General features: G+C 59.6%; 13 protein-coding genes and 3 pseudogenes. 4 read left to right on the forward strand and 12 right to left on the reverse strand.

Annotated elements, in window-relative coordinates; all coding sequences use genetic code 11:
• Window positions 1-500: pseudogene (locus B5E41_RS32235) on the reverse strand (IS5 family transposase); the annotation flags it as partial.
• Between the two features lie 123 nt (window positions 501-623).
• Here B5E41_RS32235 and B5E41_RS14845 point away from each other — a divergent pair.
• A complete protein-coding gene (locus B5E41_RS14845) occupies window positions 624-1,637 on the forward strand; it encodes a substrate-binding domain-containing protein (protein ID WP_020919719.1) in 1,014 nt (337 codons plus the stop codon).
• A gap of 108 nt (window positions 1,638-1,745) precedes the next feature.
• Here the strand turns inward: B5E41_RS14845 and repC are convergent, their stop codons facing one another.
• The 3 genes from repC to repA all read right to left on the reverse strand — a co-directional run bounded on the left by repC (window position 1,746) and on the right by repA (window position 5,401).
• Window positions 1,746-3,050 carry a plasmid replication protein RepC gene (repC, locus tag B5E41_RS14850; protein WP_088394769.1) on the reverse strand — a complete coding sequence of 435 codons (1,305 nt, stop codon included), beginning with the start codon at window positions 3,048-3,050 and terminating at the stop codon, window positions 1,746-1,748.
• A gap of 154 nt (window positions 3,051-3,204) precedes the next feature.
• Window positions 3,205-4,206: a plasmid partitioning protein RepB gene (gene repB / locus B5E41_RS14855; protein WP_088394771.1), complete on the reverse strand. Its 1,002-nt coding sequence runs from the start codon at window positions 4,204-4,206 to the stop codon at window positions 3,205-3,207.
• A 1-nt stretch (window position 4,207) separates the two neighbouring features.
• On the reverse strand, window positions 4,208-5,401 hold the full coding sequence (gene repA, locus B5E41_RS14860) for a plasmid partitioning protein RepA (RefSeq protein ID WP_088394773.1): 1,194 nt from the start codon (window positions 5,399-5,401) through the stop codon (window positions 4,208-4,210).
• Between the two features lie 307 nt (window positions 5,402-5,708).
• Here repA and B5E41_RS32240 point away from each other — a divergent pair.
• Together B5E41_RS32240 and B5E41_RS31300 are read left to right on the forward strand one after the other, a co-directional pair.
• A pseudogene (locus B5E41_RS32240) lies at window positions 5,709-5,891 on the forward strand (nucleotidyltransferase); the annotation flags it as partial.
• A gap of 90 nt (window positions 5,892-5,981) precedes the next feature.
• Window positions 5,982-6,491, forward strand: a pseudogene (locus B5E41_RS31300) (3-oxoacyl-[acyl-carrier-protein] synthase III C-terminal domain-containing protein); the annotation flags it as partial.
• Window positions 6,492-6,536: 45 nt separating this feature from the next.
• Here the strand turns inward: B5E41_RS31300 and B5E41_RS14870 are convergent.
• From B5E41_RS14870 to B5E41_RS14905, 8 genes are all read right to left on the reverse strand, one after another.
• Complete coding sequence (locus tag B5E41_RS14870) at window positions 6,537-7,526, reverse strand: ABC transporter permease (protein WP_088394775.1); 990 nt, start codon at window positions 7,524-7,526, stop codon at window positions 6,537-6,539.
• A complete protein-coding gene (locus tag B5E41_RS14875; RefSeq protein ID WP_088394777.1) occupies window positions 7,523-8,503 on the reverse strand; it encodes an ABC transporter permease in 981 nt (326 codons plus the stop codon). The genes B5E41_RS14870 and B5E41_RS14875 overlap by 4 nt, the downstream gene beginning before the upstream one ends.
• Window positions 8,500-10,053, reverse strand: coding sequence for a sugar ABC transporter ATP-binding protein (locus B5E41_RS14880; protein WP_088394779.1), 1,554 nt, complete (start codon window positions 10,051-10,053; stop codon window positions 8,500-8,502). Before B5E41_RS14880 ends, B5E41_RS14875 begins: the two co-directional genes overlap by 4 nt.
• An 82-nt stretch (window positions 10,054-10,135) precedes the next feature.
• The gene (locus B5E41_RS14885; RefSeq protein ID WP_085861867.1) at window positions 10,136-11,260 is read right to left on the reverse strand and encodes a sugar ABC transporter substrate-binding protein; all 1,125 of its coding nucleotides are present in this window, start codon (window positions 11,258-11,260) and stop codon (window positions 10,136-10,138) included.
• 530 nt (window positions 11,261-11,790) lie between these two features.
• Window positions 11,791-12,576, reverse strand: coding sequence for a PhzF family phenazine biosynthesis protein (locus B5E41_RS14890; RefSeq protein ID WP_064914143.1), 786 nt, complete (start codon window positions 12,574-12,576; stop codon window positions 11,791-11,793).
• A gap of 951 nt (window positions 12,577-13,527) precedes the next feature.
• Entirely contained in the window at window positions 13,528-14,553 is a 1,026-nt protein-coding gene (locus tag B5E41_RS14895; RefSeq protein ID WP_088394781.1) for an ABC transporter permease, read from the reverse strand.
• 43 nt (window positions 14,554-14,596) lie between these two features.
• Window positions 14,597-16,138: a sugar ABC transporter ATP-binding protein gene (locus B5E41_RS14900; protein WP_088394783.1), complete on the reverse strand. Its 1,542-nt coding sequence runs from the start codon at window positions 16,136-16,138 to the stop codon at window positions 14,597-14,599.
• A 74-nt stretch (window positions 16,139-16,212) separates the two neighbouring features.
• The gene (locus tag B5E41_RS14905) at window positions 16,213-17,175 is read right to left on the reverse strand and encodes a sugar-binding protein (protein ID WP_011428525.1); all 963 of its coding nucleotides are present in this window, start codon (window positions 17,173-17,175) and stop codon (window positions 16,213-16,215) included.
• Between the two features lie 328 nt (window positions 17,176-17,503).
• On the opposite strand from B5E41_RS14905, the gene B5E41_RS14910 reads away from it, so the two are divergent.
• Window positions 17,504-18,607: a LacI family DNA-binding transcriptional regulator gene (locus B5E41_RS14910; RefSeq protein WP_088394785.1), complete on the forward strand. Its 1,104-nt coding sequence runs from the start codon at window positions 17,504-17,506 to the stop codon at window positions 18,605-18,607.
• Window positions 18,608-18,640 lie beyond the last annotated feature (33 nt).

The following is an 18,640-nucleotide window of genomic DNA, read 5'->3' on the forward strand; positions in this document are numbered from 1 at the left end:
CAATCAGGTGATCGGCGGGAGGCAAGGCGTCGAGCACGAGACGTGCGCCCTTATGGTCGCTCATCTGACCCTCTGACAGAAGCAGGATAATCGGCCGTCCGTCTACGTCGCATACGGTGTGGAGCTTTGAATTCAGCCCGCCCTTGGTTCGCCCAACACGACGGGGAACATCCCCTTTTTAAGCAGGCTCGCCGCCGTGCGGTGGGCTTTGAGATGGGTCGCGTCGATCATGATGCGCTCCGGCTTCGGCCCCTCGCCGGCGAGCCCGGCGAAGATGCGGTCGAACACGCCCAGCCGGCTCCAGCGGACGAAGCGGTTGTAGAGCGTCTTGTGCGGACCATGGCCCGCCGGCGCGACTTCCACTGGAGACCGTTGCGGATCACGTAGACGATCCCGCTCACCACCCGCCGGTCGTCGACCCGCGCGACACCATGTGAAAGCGGGAAATGTGGCGATATCCGCGCCATCTGGCGCTCGCTCAGCAAAAACAAATCACCCATCACGGCCTCCCTCTCGAAGACCTGAATCACATCTCAAGTCAAATTAATAGGTCCTGAGCCTAGGTGCCCGTTGCGCATCGCCAACGCATCGTCCATTGATTGCATGGACAAAGAAGACATCCGATGAAACTTCGTGAATTTGCAAAGCAGCTTGGGCTTTCTCCGACGACGGTCAGCCGTGCGCTCAGCGGCTACCCGGAGGTCAGCGAAGCCACGCGTGCCCGGGTTGCAAGCGAAGCAATGCGGCTTGGCTATCGCCCCGATATCAATGCCGTGCGGCTAAAGACCGGAAGAGCCGGAGCGATCGGCGTGATGATGGCGCGGTCGGGAGAAATCCATTTCGCTGAATTCATGTCGGGCATGGCGCAGCGCCTGGAAACGGCCGATACCGATATTCTCATCACGCCCATCACCGCGCATAATGACGACGACGAGATCCAGGCCTACAGACGCCTGGTCGAAAGCCGCCGCGTGGATGCGGTGATCATTCACTCGCCTCGTCCTCGGGACCCGCGGATCGAGATGCTGAGTAGCCTGCGTCTGCCTTTCCTGGTTCACGGCCGGTCGGAGACGGAGCACGTTCACGCCTGGCTTGATATCGATAATGAAAATGCGGTGCGCAGGTCCACCGAACACCTGCTCGATCTCGGGCACCGCCGCATCGCCATGATCAATGGCCTCAGGGGCAAGACTTATTCGATCCATCGCGAACAGGGTTTTCGGCTCGCCCACCAGGAGCGTGGACTCATCGCCGATCCCAACATGATGATCTGCGATAAATTCTCCGACGAGAGCGGCTTTCGTCATGCCCGCTCCTTCCTCGAGAGAGCAAATGCACCGACCGCCATCGTCGCCGGTTCCACGATGACAGCGCTTGGGGTTTACCGCGCCGTCCGCTCGCTTGGGATGACGGTGGGACAGGATGTTTCCGTCATCGCCCATGACGACGTCTTCCCTTATCTGACGGCCGAAAACATGGTGCCGTCGCTCTCGACAACCCGATCTTCCATGCGTGCTGCGGGCACACGCTGCGCCGAACTGACGCTGCAGCTGATCGCCGGACGCGCCGCCGAGGAGATACATGAATTATGGCCGGTCGAGCTGATCCTACGAGAAAGCACTGCGCCGCCGCGCTGACTGGGCGGCTCCTGTCGCCGAAAGCTTTCGTCCAGCCCGCCAACCGGACTTGAAGCAGGTGAGTTTACCAGATGAGGCAACGGCACAACTGCGCTGTAGCTGGGGCCATTAGCCGGCATGGCGCTTCGCCCCGCCATTCGCCCTGACGAGCGCCATCAGCATCGGGCCGATCGCGAATTCGCCCCTTTCGGTCCTGCGGGTGAGATCGCGGAGATAACCGCCGGGCGAGTTGATGTGTCCTCCCCGTTCCAAGATGCAGGCGATCACGGTCGCGGCGTTTTCCGGCCCCATGCCGGCGCAGGCTTCCTCATAGGCCGAGGGGCTGACGCCGAGCATCGAGCGGACAACGACCGCAGCCGACATCAGGTCGCGCCAGTTGCCGATCGTTCCGCCTGGCCCATAATCGAGAATTTGCGGGCAGGCCTGAAGAACCAGACCAAGCGGGAAGGATTTCAGCGTATGTCCCGCCGCCGGTTCAGCCGCACCGGATTTCCTGCCGCTCATTGCGCCGGCCGATGTCGGACGTTTCAATCTTTGCCCGTCCTGCGGCCCGGCGACAGGTCTATTGTCAGCCACCGGCTTCGCGCCCTGCTTCGTCTCGAAGCTTGGTTCAAGTTCAGATGTGGAGTTGGGGTTTGAATTCTGTTTGTGGTGCTCAGTTTGAGACTCATTGGCGTCTAATTTTTGTAATTTTATATGTCTTTCCAGCAGGTTGACGGCTTCTTCGCGCAGCAGCCCCATCTCGTCGAGCAGTGATGCCAATTCCTCGGCCCCTGCGACACGCGGAATCCTGCGTACAAGATCGCGAAACATCAGCGACATCTGCTCCCAGTCGCCAGGCACAGCTTCCTCGATCGCTGCTGCGATCAGCTTCGAGATATCCCGCCTGCACACGGTGAGGCGCTCCCTGGTCGCCCGGATGAGTTCTCGGTCGGCAACCACCTCGGCGGCCAGGTTTTCGATTTCGACCGCGCGCGCCAGCAGTGGCGCGACGCTGAAGCCGAAAGCCTCATCGATCTCCCCTTCCCTGTCGCGGCGCGCATAGCGCTTTCCGTTCGGGCTGTCCTTGCGCAGGATCAGGCCGGCCTCAACCAGCACGGCAAGATGCCGCCGCAGCGTTGCCGGCGTCATTCCGCGGGCGCGAAGCGAAAGCTGCGCGTTCGAGGGAAAGACGATCAGGCCGTTTTCCTCGGAAATTTCGTCGTCGGGATAGAAGGTCAGCAGCGCATCGAGCACCGTCAGCGCCCGATCGGTCACGCCGAGAGCCGGCCGCGCCTCGCAGATCGCCCTGAACAATTTCCACTTGCTGCGTCTCATTCCAGGCTCGATCGTCTCGGCCAGTTGCTGGCTTGCCAGCATGCCGAGCGACATCGGCCGCCGCCCAAAGGGCGTCGTCACATATCCACTCTCCATTCGCCTTCACCTTCGTTCAGGCAAAAGAAAACAGTCCACCACTTTGGTGCCTAAGACGCTTGACTGTGATTCGTGGAAATGCGATTCTCGATGTGCTTAAGATCTGAGAAGGGCTTCCGCGACGGCGTCGTTGGGGGCCTTTTTCTTTTGCGCGCTACGCTCCTCTGTGCTTTTTGAATTCCTGGAACAGGCCCTGCAGCCGTTCCTGGACGAATTGATCAAAACCGGGCGCGCTCTTGCCGTCGAAGATAAAGGTGGCGCCGGACGCTGTTTTCTTGACGGCCACCGGCACGCCGCTGACCTCGGATTTGACGACCGCCGGCTTCGGTGCCGCGACCTTCTTCGTTGCCAGAACGAATGCCCGGTGAAATCGCTCGTCGCTCGACATCCTGCGCGCGTCGTCCGCGGACAACTCCGCGATGATCTTGTCGACATCGGCGCTTTCCAGCCGTTCGCCCAGTTCCAGCCATCGCCGCCGGCCGATGTCAGGCGCCGCCCCGATGGCGTTGATGAGATCTAGGGGCACCTGCCGTATTACGATCAGCATCCTCGACAGCGCCGCCTTGTCGACGCTCAGCGCCGCCATGATGACGTCGCGGCCGAAGCCGCGTTCCTCGAGCCGCGACGCGAAGAGCGCGCGCTCGATATAGGAGAGATTCGTTCGGGCGCTGTTTTCCTGCCCCTGGCTGACGACAAGCTGGCCGTCGGTCAGATCGCGCACGACCGCGCGCACCCTGACACCGATCTCTCTCGTCGCCGCCAAGCGGCGATGGCCATAGGCGACCTGATAGCGGCCTTTGGCTTCCGGATGCGGACGTACGAGGATCGGGACCTGCTGCCCATGCTCTCGGATCTGCTCGACCAGCTCGGCGAGTTCAGCCGCGTCGATCGCCAGGCGGTCGCTGACGAAAGACCCGTCGATCAGTCCGGGGTCGAGCTCGACAATCATCTGGCCAGCAGCAAGCTGCCGCTCCAGCTCGCCGGCACGCTCCACCTTCTCGGTGATGTTGCCGAGCGTCTTGGTAATGCCGCCGACTGGCCCGCCACTGCGCTCCTGCGGTACGAAGCCGGCAATCGGGCGATTATCACGTGGCGCGACCGCTTCCGCCCTTGCCGGGCTCGGTGCGGAAAATTCGATGAGGTTCTTGCGCGCCATGCTATCTCCTTCCCCAGGTGGAGCGAATATGCGCTTCGATCTCACCATTCACGAGGTTCAGTGACTCCAGCGCCCGATCATAGGTTCCGCGCGTGAACTGCGACCGCTCGACTTCGTAGAGTGTCTGCTTGGTGACGCCGGCATCGGAAACGGCCGTCGATTTCACCATGGCATTGTGGAGCATGCGATTGCCGAAGATCGCCCGCATGAAGCCGGTCATCTGGCTCTGCGGCCCGTCATTCGGCTCGAACCGCGTCACGAGGTAGCGCATCCAGTCGTAGCTGGTGCGCCCACCGGCCCTTTCGACGACCGACATCAGTTCGCTCGTCATCGTCAGAAACTGCGACATCGACATGACGTCGAGCATCTGCGGGTGAACCGTGATCAATACCGAGGTCGCGGCGCAGAGCGCCGACATCGTCAGGAAGCCGAGCTGCGGCGGGCAGTCGACGACGACGATGTCATAGAGGCTTTCGATATCGGTCAGCACCTCGCCGATACGGGCAAAGAACATCGTCTCCGCCGTGCCCGATGCCATGGCCTTCGGCGTCTCGTGCTCGAATTCCATTAATTCGAGATTGCCGGGAATGAGATGCAGGTTCGGCGTATAGGTGGCGCGCACGATATCGGCGATCGGGCGCGGATCGTCATAGCGGATTGCGCCGTAGATCGTTTCGCCCTCGCCGACGTCGAATTCCGGCTGATGGCCGAACAGCGCGGACAAGGAAGCCTGCGGGTCGAGATCGACGGCGAGTACGCGGTAGCCCCGGAGCGCCATGAATTGCGCGAAGTGAGCCGCGGTCGTGGTCTTGCCCGAGCCACCCTTGAAATTCATGACGGAGACGATCTGGAGCTTTTCGCCCGGCCTGCGGGCCGGCACATATTTCGGTGTGCCGTTCCGTTCGTCGAGGACGCGTCGGATCCGGTCCATGTCGGTTGCACTATAGAGCCGGCGTCCATTTGCCAGCGGATCCGGGCCATGGCCGTCGGCCGCTACCTGCCGGAGATAACCTTCGCCGATGCCGATGAAGGCCGCAGCCTCCGCCGGGGAAAATGTCCTGATCGTCTTTTGCGACAGCGGGGGAAAGATTTTGGCCTGATGCTGCTGAAGTTGATAGGATAACTCCTGCGCATCTGTTGCCAGAAGCGATGGGAGATGCTCTTGATCGTCTTGGAGAGCAAGACTCGGCTGCATATTGGTTTTCCCGCGTAACTGCGCAATTTTTAACGAAAGCGCTTCAGTTGCGCAGTTGCTATATGCCCCGATTCGTTGGCATTTTACAAACGCTTAACTAAACAGCACTGTTCAGATCCCAGACGGTGAACCGAGCGAGATAGATTTCATGGCTTTGCCAGCCATCTCGACGGCGACATTCGACTGGCAGGCCGGTCGGATTTCAAGTAGGGCTGAAAGCCCGTGAAGCTTCAGAATAGCATTCCCCCGATCACTGTGGCCCGGATATCCCGATCGTGTCTCTACTCTCCTTTTGGAAGACGATTTCAACGAGTTCGATCTCCCAATAATCGGCAACAACGGCAAGCTCTGCGAATTCGCCGAATATTGGTCCAAGGCGGCCGACCGCCTGATCCACGAAACCGCGATCGAGACGCCGGTAAGCTTCATTGTCCACTCCAGGCTCGAGGTGTATACTTACCTCAAAGAAGGACAATACTTCTTCTCCGACAGCGGGGTCTCGTGTGGGCTGGGTCCGAATTGCCCGCCTTGCCGAACGAAGTAGTCACCTAATTCCTGAAGATCCTGGTGATCTCGACGAGAGCGCGCGAGTTCGATTCTCTTCGCCGATGCGGCCGGCGCAGTCGTGCTTTTATCATCGCGTGATTGTTACAGCGGTCTCCTCGGCGCCGATCTTGCCGCCGACGGAAGCGGTTGCGACTTGATCTCGATTTCCGCCGGCGGCAGCAACTGTCCCTTTGCACCGGGATGAGGACGGAAAACTTCCTGATGACGATGCGCGATGGACGCGAGGTGTTTTCGCGGGCCGTTGAAATGATGACAGTCACCTCGAAGCGGGCACTCGACCAGTCACGAATTGCGGTAGAGGTTATCAGCCGCTTTGCCCCGCATCAGGCCAATACTAGAATCTTCAGCGCTGTGTGCTAGAAGCTGGGTATCCCGACTGTGAAGACGGTGAACACGATCGGCGATTACGGCAATCGTCGGCCACGACCATTCCGCTGTCGCTGTCGATTGCCAATGAGGAGCGCCGGTTTTTTCCAGGAGAGACGCTCCTTCTGGCTCGGCGGGTGCCGGACTGACGGGCGGCGGTGGTCCTGCGATTTTGATCCGGCGTTGCAGTGACGCAGGCGCGCTACTGCCGGTTGGCTGGGCTGCGGCCGTAAAGCAAAAGCATGGCGATGATGACGACGCCGTAGATGATCTGCCGCCCTGCCTCCGGCATCTGCATGACGGAGAGGATCGATTGCAGCAGCGTAATCAGGATCACGCCGGCGACGGTGCCGAGATAGGAGCCCTTGCCCCCGAGAATGGAGGTTCCGCCGAGGACGACGGCGGCGATCGAGGGCAGGAGATAAGCATCGCCCATGGATTGCGCCGCTTTCGAGGCATAGCCAGCAAGCAGCGCACCGCCGAAGGCGCTCAGCGCCCCTGAGGCAATGAAGGCGATCATGACGATCCGGCGGGTATTGATACCGGAAAGATAGGCGGCACTCTCCCGATTGCCGATACCATAGACGGACCGGCCGAATGTCGTGCGGTTAAGGACGAAGACCGTTGCAGCGCCGACGACCGCCCAGATGAGAACGGCATTGGGTAGCCCGGGCAGAAGGAAGCCGGTTGCCAGATAGCGCATCGCAAATGTTGCCGAATCCTGTGGCGAGAAGCCGCCAGTATAGACGACCATCAGTCCTTGCGCGACGGCGTTGGTCGCCAGCGTGATGATCATCGAGGGGATGCGCAAATAGGCGACGCCGATCCCGTTGGAGAGCCCGATCGCCATGCCGCAGGCAATGCCGAAGGGAATGGCTAGAGCCTCGCCGAGTGGCCCGTAAGCGGCAGCCGCGCACGCCATCATTCCGCCGACGGCGACAGACCACGGTACGGAAAGATCGATCTGGCCGAGCAGCACGACGATCATCATGCCTGTGGCGATCACGCCAAGAAAGGATGCGACCTTCAACTGCTGCAGGAGATATTCCGGCGACAGGAAACTCGCCGAATAGAAACTGCCGATGATGAGCAGCAGGAAAATGCAGGCGAAGGCGGTGGCGATGGCCGGGTCCAGCCGATGCATGAACTTGGAAAGCCGGGTCACTGAGTGTTCTCGCATTAGGTTGTTCATCCGAACCATTCCAGGCGATTGCGCACACGGAACAATGCGAACGCGCCAAGGCTCACGGCGACGAGCAGCACCACACCCTGGAACAGCGGCTGCCACAGCGGATCGAAATCGAAGACGAAGAGCAGGTCGCCGATGGTTCGGAAGGCGAGGGCTCCGAAGATTGCGCCGATCGCGCTGCCTTTGCCGCCGAACAGGGATACGCCGCCGAGGACCACCGAAGCGATTGAGAACAGCGTATAGGCATTGCCGCTCGCAAAGGCTGCCTCGCCGGTGAAGGTGAAGAAGGTGAGGAAAAGCCCGCCAATCGACGCAAGAAGACCGGCGAGCGCATAGGCGGTAAATTTCGCGCGGCGGATGGGCAGGCCGGACATATAAGCCGCGATCTCCGATGAACCGGAGGCATAGGCTGCCCGCCCGATCAGGGAGCGGCTGAACGGTACCCATATGACGAGAACGACGGCGATGAGAGCGACAAGGCTGGCCGGCAAGAGGTTGAAGACCTTGCCGGTCATGACGTCGGCCAGTTCCTCGTTGACCGATCCGCCGGGAAAGGGTCGCAGCAGGAGGGCAATGCCGAAGAACACAGCGCCGGTGGCGATCGTGGCAACGATCGGCTGCAACCGTCCATAGATGACGATCAGGCCGTTGAGCGCGCCGCAGGCAAGACCGGTTGCCAGGACGGCCATCACCCCAAGAGCAGTTTCAAGCGGCGAGCCGAGCACGAGCCAGGAGGCCAGCGCATTGGTCAGGATGAAGATCATGCCGACCGAGAGGTCGATGCCGGCGGTGATCACCACCAACGTCTGAGCCATCGCGACGAAGGCAAGCAGCACGCCCTTGTTCGCCGCGGTCTGGACGACGTTGGCCGTCAGTCCGGCGGGATGATTGGAGACGTAGATTGCAAACATGACGAGGAATATGCCGGCTGCCATCAGCGTGCCGCGCCGTTCGCCCAACCGGTAACGCCACTCCGTCATGCCGCGCTCCCCACATTCTCGCTGCCGACATTCAGTGCGCTCGCCACCAGCGCATGCTCGGTGATGCCGTCGCCCTTCAATTCGCGTCTGATGCTGCCGTTGTAGAAGACGAGAACGCGATCGCAGCAGCCGATCAACTCGCCGTAATCCGTCGAATAAAAGAGAATGGCTGCTCCCGCTTCGGCCAAGCGCCGCAGCAACTGATAGATCTCCTGCTTGGTGCCGACATCGATGCCGCGTGTCGGATCGTTGAGCAGAATGATCCGCGGCTTGCGCATCAGCCACTTGGCGATGACGACCTTCTGTTGGTTGCCGCCGGAGAGCGCTCCTACCGGAATGTCGAGACCTGCCGTCTTGATCGCCAGTAGCTGTACCATCTCCTCGATCAGCCGTTCTTCCTTTTCCTGATCTATCACCCACGCTCTGGACACCCGGTCCAGTACCGCAAAGGATAGATTTTCCCGGACCGTCATCGGCAGCATCAAGCCTTCCGTCTTGCGGTCCTCGGGGATGAGCGCCATGCCGATCTGTCCGGATTTTGCCGCTGCCGGGCTTGCGAGCGTAACCGCCTTGCCGTCGACAAGGACGGAACCTGTGGTCCCGCGCAGGACGCCAAAGAGCGCAAGCAGCAGCTCGCGCTGCCCTTGTCCATCCAGGCCTCCAAGGCCGACGACTTCACCACGACCGACAGTGAGTGAAATGTCGTGCAGCGTATCCGCCCAGCCGAGCTTGCGGCATTCCAGGACCGGACGGACTTCATCCTTCGCAACCCGTTCCGGTTTCGGCGGAAAGGCGCGGCTGTATTCCCGTCCGATCATCATTTCGACGATCTCGCCATCGCTGCGCGTGGCTGCCGGGAAACTCGCCACATTGCGGCCGTTGCGCAAGACCGTGCATTGATCCGCCAATTCGGCGATCTCCTGCATGCGATGAGAAATGTAAAGGAGTGCCAGCCCTTCGGACCTCAGCCGCCGCAAGACGGAGAAGACCTCGGCGACATCGGCTGCCGTCAGTGCCGACGTTCCTTCATCAAGAATGAGAATGCGCGGTTTCCAGGCAAGCGCCTTGGCGATCTCCACCAGTTGTCGGCGCGAGAGCGGCAGGTCCTTGACCAGCTCGCGCGGATGAATGTCGCTGGCGCCTGCCCGCGCGAGCATCTCCTCGGCGATGACGCGTTGCGCCTTCCGGTCAATCAGGCCGAAACGGCGCGGCGGAGCGGCGATAGAGATGTTGTCAGCAACGCTGAGGTCCGGGATCAGCGAGAGTTCCTGAAATACGCAGGTGACGCCGGCGGCGGAAGCCTCGGCCGGAGAGCGGAAGGTCACCGGATGTCCGTTGAGCAGCATGCGGCCTTCATCCGGCGCGACGACGCCGGCCATGATCTTGATCAGCGTCGATTTGCCCGCCCCGTTCTCGCCGAGAATGGCGTGGATTTTCCCGGCTTCCACGGCGAGTTTGGCGTTTTCCAACGCATGCACGCCGCCGTAACGCTTCGATACACCGCTCATCTCAAAGAGCGGGGTTGCCGCCGTTTCTTCTGTTACCGTCATGAATGTCCTCGGGGCAGGTGTTTCTCGCGCGCCGCGGGCAGAGCCGCGGCACGCCGCTCAAGCGATCCGGTTGGACCCCGGCCTATTGGTTTTCCTTCGACTGCCCCATGATCTCCTGTGCGGTGAAATTGATGCCGCAGGTCGGAAAAGCGTTGCCGACGAAGAAATTGTCCGACTGATCCGGATAGTAGTCCTGGCCCTCTTTGAAGTTCGGGTCTTCGACGATTGCCAGCGGCAGCTTGATGGACTGCGGCACGACCTGTCCTTCAAGTGCTGCGATCGCCGTCTTGATTGCAACCGCCACCTGGGCAGGCCCGGTGCCGGCCGAGGAGCATTTCAGGCCCTCGCCAGCATATTTGGCGCAGAACTTACGGAAGCCGTTCTCGGTTTCGCCACCGAACGGCACGAATGGATGTTTGGCATCGATCATTGCCTGCACGACGCCGGTATCGCCGCCTTGCGCGGTGATGCCGTCGAACTTCTTGTGCACGGCTATCGCGTCGGCGGTGGCCTTCTGTGCCGTTGGGTCGTCCCACTTGCCTAGTACTTCGACCACATCCCACTTCTTGCCCGTGGCATCCAGGGTTTCGTGTATGCCGTTGTGGCGGTCGGTATCGACTGACGTTCCGGCAACCCCGCGCACCTCGAGAACTTTGCCGCCGTCAGGCAGGTGCTTTGCTAGCCAGTTCGCCCACAACACGCCGAGGCCCTTCTGATCGACGTTGACGTTGATTGCGTCTTGCGTATCCAGAATATTGTCGAAGGCGACCAGGACAACGCCGGCCTGCTTGGCGCGCTTGATGACGGGTCCGAATGCCGTCGGATTCTGGGCATTGACGACGATGGCGTCGTAACCGGAATCGATGAAGTTGTTGATCGCCGAAATCTGCGCCGGCACGTCTTCACCGGTGGAAACGACCTTGAACTCCTTAAGTTTGGCGGCGACATCCGGCTGAGCGGCATAGGCTTTCGCCGTCTGGATCATCTGAATGCGCCAGGTGTTGGCGATATACCCATTGGCGAGCGCGATGCGATACGGTCCGTCTTTTTTGGGAAATTTGAAGAACTTGGTATCCGCCGTCCACGGCACGAAGCAGTCAGGGTCGGCCGCAGGCCCGCTGACAATTTCCGGTTGGGCAAGAGCCGTGGAGTGGGAAAGCGTAAATACAGCCGCGGCGAGAAGGCCGCCGACCAATGTCTTGTACATCGAATCCTCCCATTTGTTGCCATGTTCGGATCGGCATCGAATGGGTGTCGGAATCATCGACTGTCCGCTGCAGTTTGTTCTGCAGTCGGTTGCCGGTCCGGCAATGCATGTCGACACGCTATCCAAATGACGCCGAATGGGCTCCTCCCGAGGGCGTCACGCAGCCGATGGTAGCGCTGCCAATCATGATTGTAAAGAAGCACGCAATGACCTGATTAGCGCGGATTCTCAGGCTCAACCGGAGCAGATAGGGTCGCTGGGGCCTGTCCTGAAGCTGCTCTTTTGCCGCCGCGAATTGACTTCACACGATGCCGTGGCACTGGAGCTTGTCGCAGCAACGAAATTGTCCGATGCCGTGCCTCGAGCAGGCTCGAAGGCACCTAAGTCGCCCAAAGCTGCTAGCAAATAGCGACATTCTGGAGCAGCTGCCACAATATCCAAGCGAAGGGCTGATGCTACCGTGGCACTTGCTACATAATGCCGCAACTATGTCGGCGCTGCTGAAAACACTAGCGGTTCGAATGGCAGCATCAGATTTCTGCCTGGCCTTCGAGGTAGAAGACGCAAGAACCCTCAAGCTCGACGCGCTCGCCTAGAGTACGGCAACGTAGCTCACCACCACGCGCGGAGGCCTGGAATGCGCGTAGGCTGGTTTTGCCGAGCCGGTTTGCCCAATAGGGCGTGAGCGCACAATGCGCTCCGCCCGTGACCGGATCTTCAGGAATGCCTTTGGCGGGGGCGAAATAGCGGCTGACGCAGTCATAACCATCGTCGCCCGGTGCGGTGACAATCAGACCAGCCCGGCCAAGAAGGGTGACTACCCCGAGATCCGGGGCCAGTTTCCGAACCTGTTCGGCAGTTTCCAGGACCGCGAGATAGTTATGCTGATCCACCAAAGTCTCGGTCGGGTTCTGCCCGATCGCCGCGGTCAGCGCCTCGGGCGTGGAAGTGGCAAGCATGGGCCGAGCCGGAAAGTCCATGACGTAGCTGTCCCCCGAACGGGAAACGACGAGCGGGCCGCTCGCGGAATGAAAGGTTACGACCTCCCGACGCGGCTCAAGCCGCTCAAGAACCACAGCAGCGCTTGCGAGCGTGGCATGGCCGCATAGAGGCACCTCAACGGTCGGCGTGAACCAACGCAAACGATAGTCGGCGCCGTCACGAACTAGGAATGCGGTCTCTGCGAGATTATTCTCGGCGGCGATGTCCTGCAGACGCGCATCATCGAGGAAGCTTTCGAGGATCATCACGGCAGCCGGATTGCCGCCAAAGCGCCGCCGCGTAAAGGCGTCTACCTGGAAAATCTGTACCAACATTAAGGTCTCCGTTCATTTGCTCCCAGACAGCCGCTGATTGACCAGCAGTCAATTCGCTTGTTGTCGCCGTGACAATTTCAAGGAACACGTCGATGCTTTGTGGCACTTGCTCCATAATGCCGTAAAATAACCCCATGGTGCTCACCCCCGCGAGAATGCGGGGCTTTTTTTGTTTGGCATCTACTGGAACCGCACTACAAATCACGGCGCCCCATAGTGCGACTTTAGTCCGTCTTTCTCTGGCTAAGATTCAAGATAGATTTTCTTCATCCTTGTCGAGAGGACGCCAGGGAGGTTTTAGCAATGTTGCTGCGTATCCAGTCAGAACCTCCCTGGCGAAGCAAATAACACTTGCCAAGATGAGTTAAACTATGTTCAACACCGCAGTGGAACCTAGTCAGTCCCTCTTTCGTTGAAGTAACAGGAAGCACGGGTGTTCCTCCTGTGCGATCCGTTGTCAAGACTCGCCCCGCTTCGGCGGGGCTTTTTTTGGCATCGGTATCGGAACCGAGTTGATACAATAAAGTTAACTCACCGGATCGCGAGAGAAAGCAAGTAACGTTCAGATCGCACAATGCCCTTTCTCTTAGCGATCCACTCCATCCCAGAGTTGGGTCGTGCGGAGGTAAGTTTCCCGGTCTGCTCCCAAAGCCACGCTCCGCGCGGCCCGACGCTTTCGATAATTCAAAAGGAGTAGGGATAAAGGAGGGTCCGTTGGTTTCCACTGAGAACTGACCGGTATTTCCAACGAGATCTGACCCGCCTTTTATGCATGTTTCGGGTCTGTGTTTGCGGTCAAGGTCGTTTCACGAACGTTGTCGCTCGCGGAGGGACGAGCGGATTTCTTGAGGAAAATTGGCAGGCGATCATCGATCTGGAAGGCGCGACAATGTCCTCCAATTTCGGTCACGCTCACCTCGACGAGCAGCAGTAAAAACTCGACTAACCTGCCTAATCCCTGTTTGCAACGAGTGGCAAGGTCCCGTCATTCGGATGGCGGGATTCAGCCTGTCGTGCGGCGGAGACGAGACGTCGCCTTGCGCGGATCGAATGCCATTGTTGGTCGATCAGGACGCCGATGAGAATCACGCCACCCATGACGGCGAAGTTCAGCGACGAGGGAATGCCGAGCAGGTTCACAAGATTTTGCAACTCTTGCAGTAGGACCGTACCCAGCACGACCCCGACGATCGATCCCTCACCGCCGCGGAGTGAAAAGCCGCCGAGCACGGCGGCGGCGATCGCGTAGAGCTCGTAGAACTGGCCATGGCTCGCCGGCGAGATCGACCGCGTGTACATGGCGAAATAGATCGCCGAAAGCGCCGTAAGCAGTCCGCAGATGACATAGGCCGTCATAACCAAACGGTCGGTCCGGATACCTGAATAGCGAGCAGCCTCTTCGTTCTTTCCAATCGCGTAAAGATAACGGCCGAACACAGAGCGATGAAGCACCAACCACATGGCCACGGCGATGACGACCATAGCAATGAAGGTGCTGGGAATGCCATAGAGCCGCCCCGCGGTCAGAAACTCAAGCTCCGGAAAATTCTGGCCGAAAGCAAATCCCGCCGTTCCGTCGGCCGTATAGAAGCGCGCAGCCCCGCGATAGATCAGGAGGCCGCAGAGGGTGACGACGAATGGCTGCAAGTTGAGCCGGGTGATGAGCCAACCGTGGACGGCCCCTATGACTGCGCCGAGCAGGAGAATGAGCGGTAGCGCCAGCGTCCAGGGCATATCTTGTACGGCAATGAAATCGACGAACAGTACGCCAAGAAGCGCTACGAGCGAGCCCACCGAAAGCTCGATACCGCCCGTAATAATGACAAAAGCTTGCCCCATCGACAGGATGCCGAACAGGCCGATCAGGTTGGCGGTGTTCGCAAGGTTGATCGGCAGCAAGAAGCGCGGGTTGATGATGGCGACAACGACGCCGACAACGACGATCAAAAGCAGCAGTCCAAGATCTTTCTTGATCATTCGAGACCCATCCCCCGATACCAATTCATAATGGCCGCAGCCGCTATTTTAGGCTTTTGCCGACAGCAAGCAAAAGGACGCTTTCCTGGCTGAATTCGTCCTCTTCGAGAATGCCGGCAATCTGGCCCTCGTGCATGACGGCGATGCGGTCAGAAACGCCAATCACCTCTTCCATGTCGCTGGAGATCATCAGGATCGCGACACCGGCATCGGCAAGCGCTCGCATCAGGCCATAGATTTCGTTCTTCGCGCCGATATCGATGCCGCGTGTCGGCTCATCGAAGATCATTACCCTCGGGCTCATCGACAACCATTTGGCCAGAACCACCTTCTGCTGGTTGCCACCGGACAGAGTGCCGGTTCGTGTCGAAACGGAGGGCGCTTTGATACCGAGACGAACACGCTGCTTTTCAGCGGCCTCGATCTCCCGCGCAGCGGAGACCATGAAGCGGCTGGAAATCCTGGGAAGATCGGCAAGCGTGATGTTCTGGGCGATCGGAAGATCTAGAAGAATGCCATTGCGCTTGCGATCCTCCGGCACCAGAAAGATGCCGCGGGCGACAGCGTCCCGGGCAGAACCGATCTTAATTTGGCGTCCGTCCTGCAGAATGGCTCCGCCGTAACTCCGGTCGATGCCGAAGAGTACCCTTGCAAGCTCGCTGCGGCCAGACCCGACGAGGCCTGCAAGCCCCAGGATTTCTCCGTACCTGATTTCCAGGTCAACGGGGCGGCTGGGATAGGCCTCGGTGCGCACGCCGCTTACCTTCAATGCGACCGGGCCTGGCGAACGCTGCGGTTTTGCCGTCCGGGCCGCGAGCAACCGGCCGATCATCAGCTTGACCATCTGATCATGGCCAATGTCCTTCTTGGCGAGCGTACCCACGAGCGTGCCGTCGCGCAAGACGACCACCCGGTCTGCTACGCGCTCAACTTCGTGGAGGCGGTGCGAGATGAAGATTACACTGATACCGTCCGCTTTCAGCGATTTGATGATGTTCAGCAGCCGTTCGGTTTCGGCCAGCGGCAGGCTGGAAGTGGGTTCATCGAAGATGACAAGCCTGGCCTTGATCGACAGTGCCTTGGCGATTTCCACCATCTGTTGCTCGGCAAGGGAAAGCAACGCAACGGGTGTGTCGGCGGAAAAATGTGCCCCTACCCGCTTCAAGAGCGGGGTCACCATCTCTCGAAGCCGGGCGCGATCGACAAACTTGAAAGGTCCCGCTTTCAACGGCTCACGGCCCAGGAAGATATTGGCGGCGACGTCGAGATTGTCAAAGAGGTTGAGTTCTTGATGCACGAAAGCGATGCCGGAGGCGATGCTCGACTCCACAGTGAGGTGGCGAAGTTCTACGCCGTCGAGCAGGATCGTGCCCCGATCCGGAGCGATCACGCCGCCAAGAATATTCATCAGCGTCGATTTCCCGGCCCCGTTCTCGCCGACCAAGCCGATGACCTCTCCCGGCACGATGTCGAGCGACAACCCCTCAAGCGCTACAACGCCTGGAAAAGTCTTACCAACGCCGGAAAGCGAAAGGAACGGCGTTGCAGGCGCGTCCGGTGACGGGATGTCTGAGCTATGATTCATTGCCTGTCCATGACTGCGGGTGCTGCGGCATGAAACGCCTTTCGCGGCGGGGAGTACCCCGCCGCGAAAGAGAATTACTTTCCAGCCATGGCCTTCAGGTTAGCGGCATATTTGTCGACGTCATCCTTGCCGATGATCACCGTCGGAATGATGATCAAACCGTTGCTGGGAACACCTGATTTGTCGCCTTTGAGGTAGGCGGCCATCAGCTTCATCCCCTGATAAGCCCATTCGAACGGCTGCTGCACGACGGTTGCCGCGACCGTGCCTTCCTTGACGCCGCCGAGCGTGATCGGATCGTCGTCAAAGCCGACGACGGTGATCTGGCCGAGCTTTCCGGCGTCGCGCAGCGCCTCATAGATGCGTGGCGTGTTATAGGAGTAGAAGCCGACCATGCAGGTCACGTCCGGGCTGGCCACCAGCGCATCCTCGACATTCTTTTTTGCGCGTGTCTGGTCGATATCGTCGCCACGCACATCTGTCAGCTCGATCTTCGTGCCCTTAAGCCCATCCTTCATGCCCTGAATGCGTTCCTTGGCATTATCGGCTCCAAGGAGCCCGACAAAACCAATGCACTTGCCGCCATCCGGCATTGCCTTCTTCGCGATTTCGGCCGCCTGCAGACCGGCGTCGATATTGGATGAGCCGATATAAGCTACGCGGTTGGTCTGCGGCGCGTCGCTGTCGGTCGTGAAGAGAGCTGTTTGTGAGCCGATCTTGTTCAAGCCCTCGGTCTGAGTCTTGGGATCGACTGCGGAAACCATGATCCCCTTGACCCCCGCACTGACGAGGTCTTCCATCAGGCGCTGCTGGATGGCTACCGATGCCTGCTCAGGGTACTTCAGCTCCAGTTGGTAATCTGGCAATTCGGCCTGGGCCTTCTTCACGCCCGCTTCCGCAGCTTTCCAGAAGTCGGACGCTCCGTTGACGACGAAAGCAAGAGTCGGTTTGTCGGCGGCATCGGATACTGCAATCGGCGCCGCGCTCAGTATCAGCCCGGCAAGGAACAAGGCTGCATTCCGTTTCAGCTGTTTCATAATATACCTCCCGAGGGGCCGCAGTCGCATGGGCCCGTTTGCGAATTACGGCCGGCCGATGCGCGCCCCCTCCTAGGGCCGCCGCAAAAACGCGACGAGTGGCATAGGTTCCGATCGCTCTCTGACGGTATACAAGAATCTTAATTAGTAAATAGTATTATCAATGCACATCAAAACATTTCATCGCGGAACAGTGAGAATGAAGTTTTACAGTGAGGATTGGCAAGCATTGCAGGCGTTCGCGCGATTGCCAGCACTTTCGGATAAATGCTAATATTAATTACCTAAACCGCCATTCCTTCTAAGATCCGGAGATCATTCCCCCCGAATGCGAAAGCCTAAGACCCGAAAGAATCCTGAAATGGATAAGCCCGCCCGCGTGACCATGATGGACATCGCGGCAGCGGCCGGCTGCTCACAGGCTGCTGTTTCCTTCGTGCTCAACGACACGCCCGGCACCCGCATCTCACAGCAGACGCGCGACCGCGTATTGGAGGCGGCGCGCGCCCTCGGCTACATGGGGACAAGCTATACTATGAAGGCCTCTTATTCGGGCCTGGACAATGTGATTGGTTTCGCCGTGGATCAGCTCGCTACCAGCCCGGAAGCGATTGTCGCGATCGAGGGCGCCCGCCAAGCGTCGTGGAATACGGGCAACGTGCTGTTGGTTACCCAAACGCTCGGTGATCCCGTCATGGAGCCAAAAGCAATCAAGGCTCTGACGAACGGGGGCATATCCGCACTCATATACATGACAATCTATACCAGAGAGGTCAAACTCCCTTCTTATGTCTGTGAACTCAACATCCCGACGGTATTGTTGAACTGCTACACGGCGGATCACGCCTTTCCAGCCGTGGTGCCAAGTGAAATCGCCGGCGGCCAGAGCTCCACCCGGCATCTGATCACGCACGGCCACCATCGCATAGGGACGATCACTGGTGAAATCTGGATGCAGGCTGCACAAGACCGGCTGACGGGATACCGCCGCGCACTGGCGACCGCCGATATACCCTTCGATCCGGAATTAGTCGTTGAAGGCGACTGGTCGGCCGGTGCCGGCTACTCCGCTACGATGCAATTGCTTGCTTTGCAGGAACCCCCGACCGCGATTTTCTGCCAGAACGATCGCACTGCCGTGGGATGCTACGAAGCGCTCAAAGATGCTGGCCTTCGCATTCCCCAGGACATGTCGGTGGTCGGTTATGACGACGAAGAAATTTCGAGACATCTGGTACCGGCGCTGACCACTTCGGTCCTTCCGCACCTCGCCATGGGTCAGTGGGCGATTGAACATCTCAACCTGCAGACCATGCCCGGCAAGCGCTACCCAATTACGAAGCTCGAATGCTCGCTGGTCAATCGTCATTCCGTCGCTGCGCCGAGGGCCAAGGCGCGGCATATCTTCGATGGCGCGCAAGCGCCGAGATAGGCACGAGAAACGCCCGTCGGGCGTGACAGGGGC

Origin of the sequence: Rhizobium esperanzae, assembly GCF_002204185.1 — a bacterium.
Classification (GTDB): domain Bacteria; phylum Pseudomonadota; class Alphaproteobacteria; order Rhizobiales; family Rhizobiaceae; genus Rhizobium; species Rhizobium esperanzae.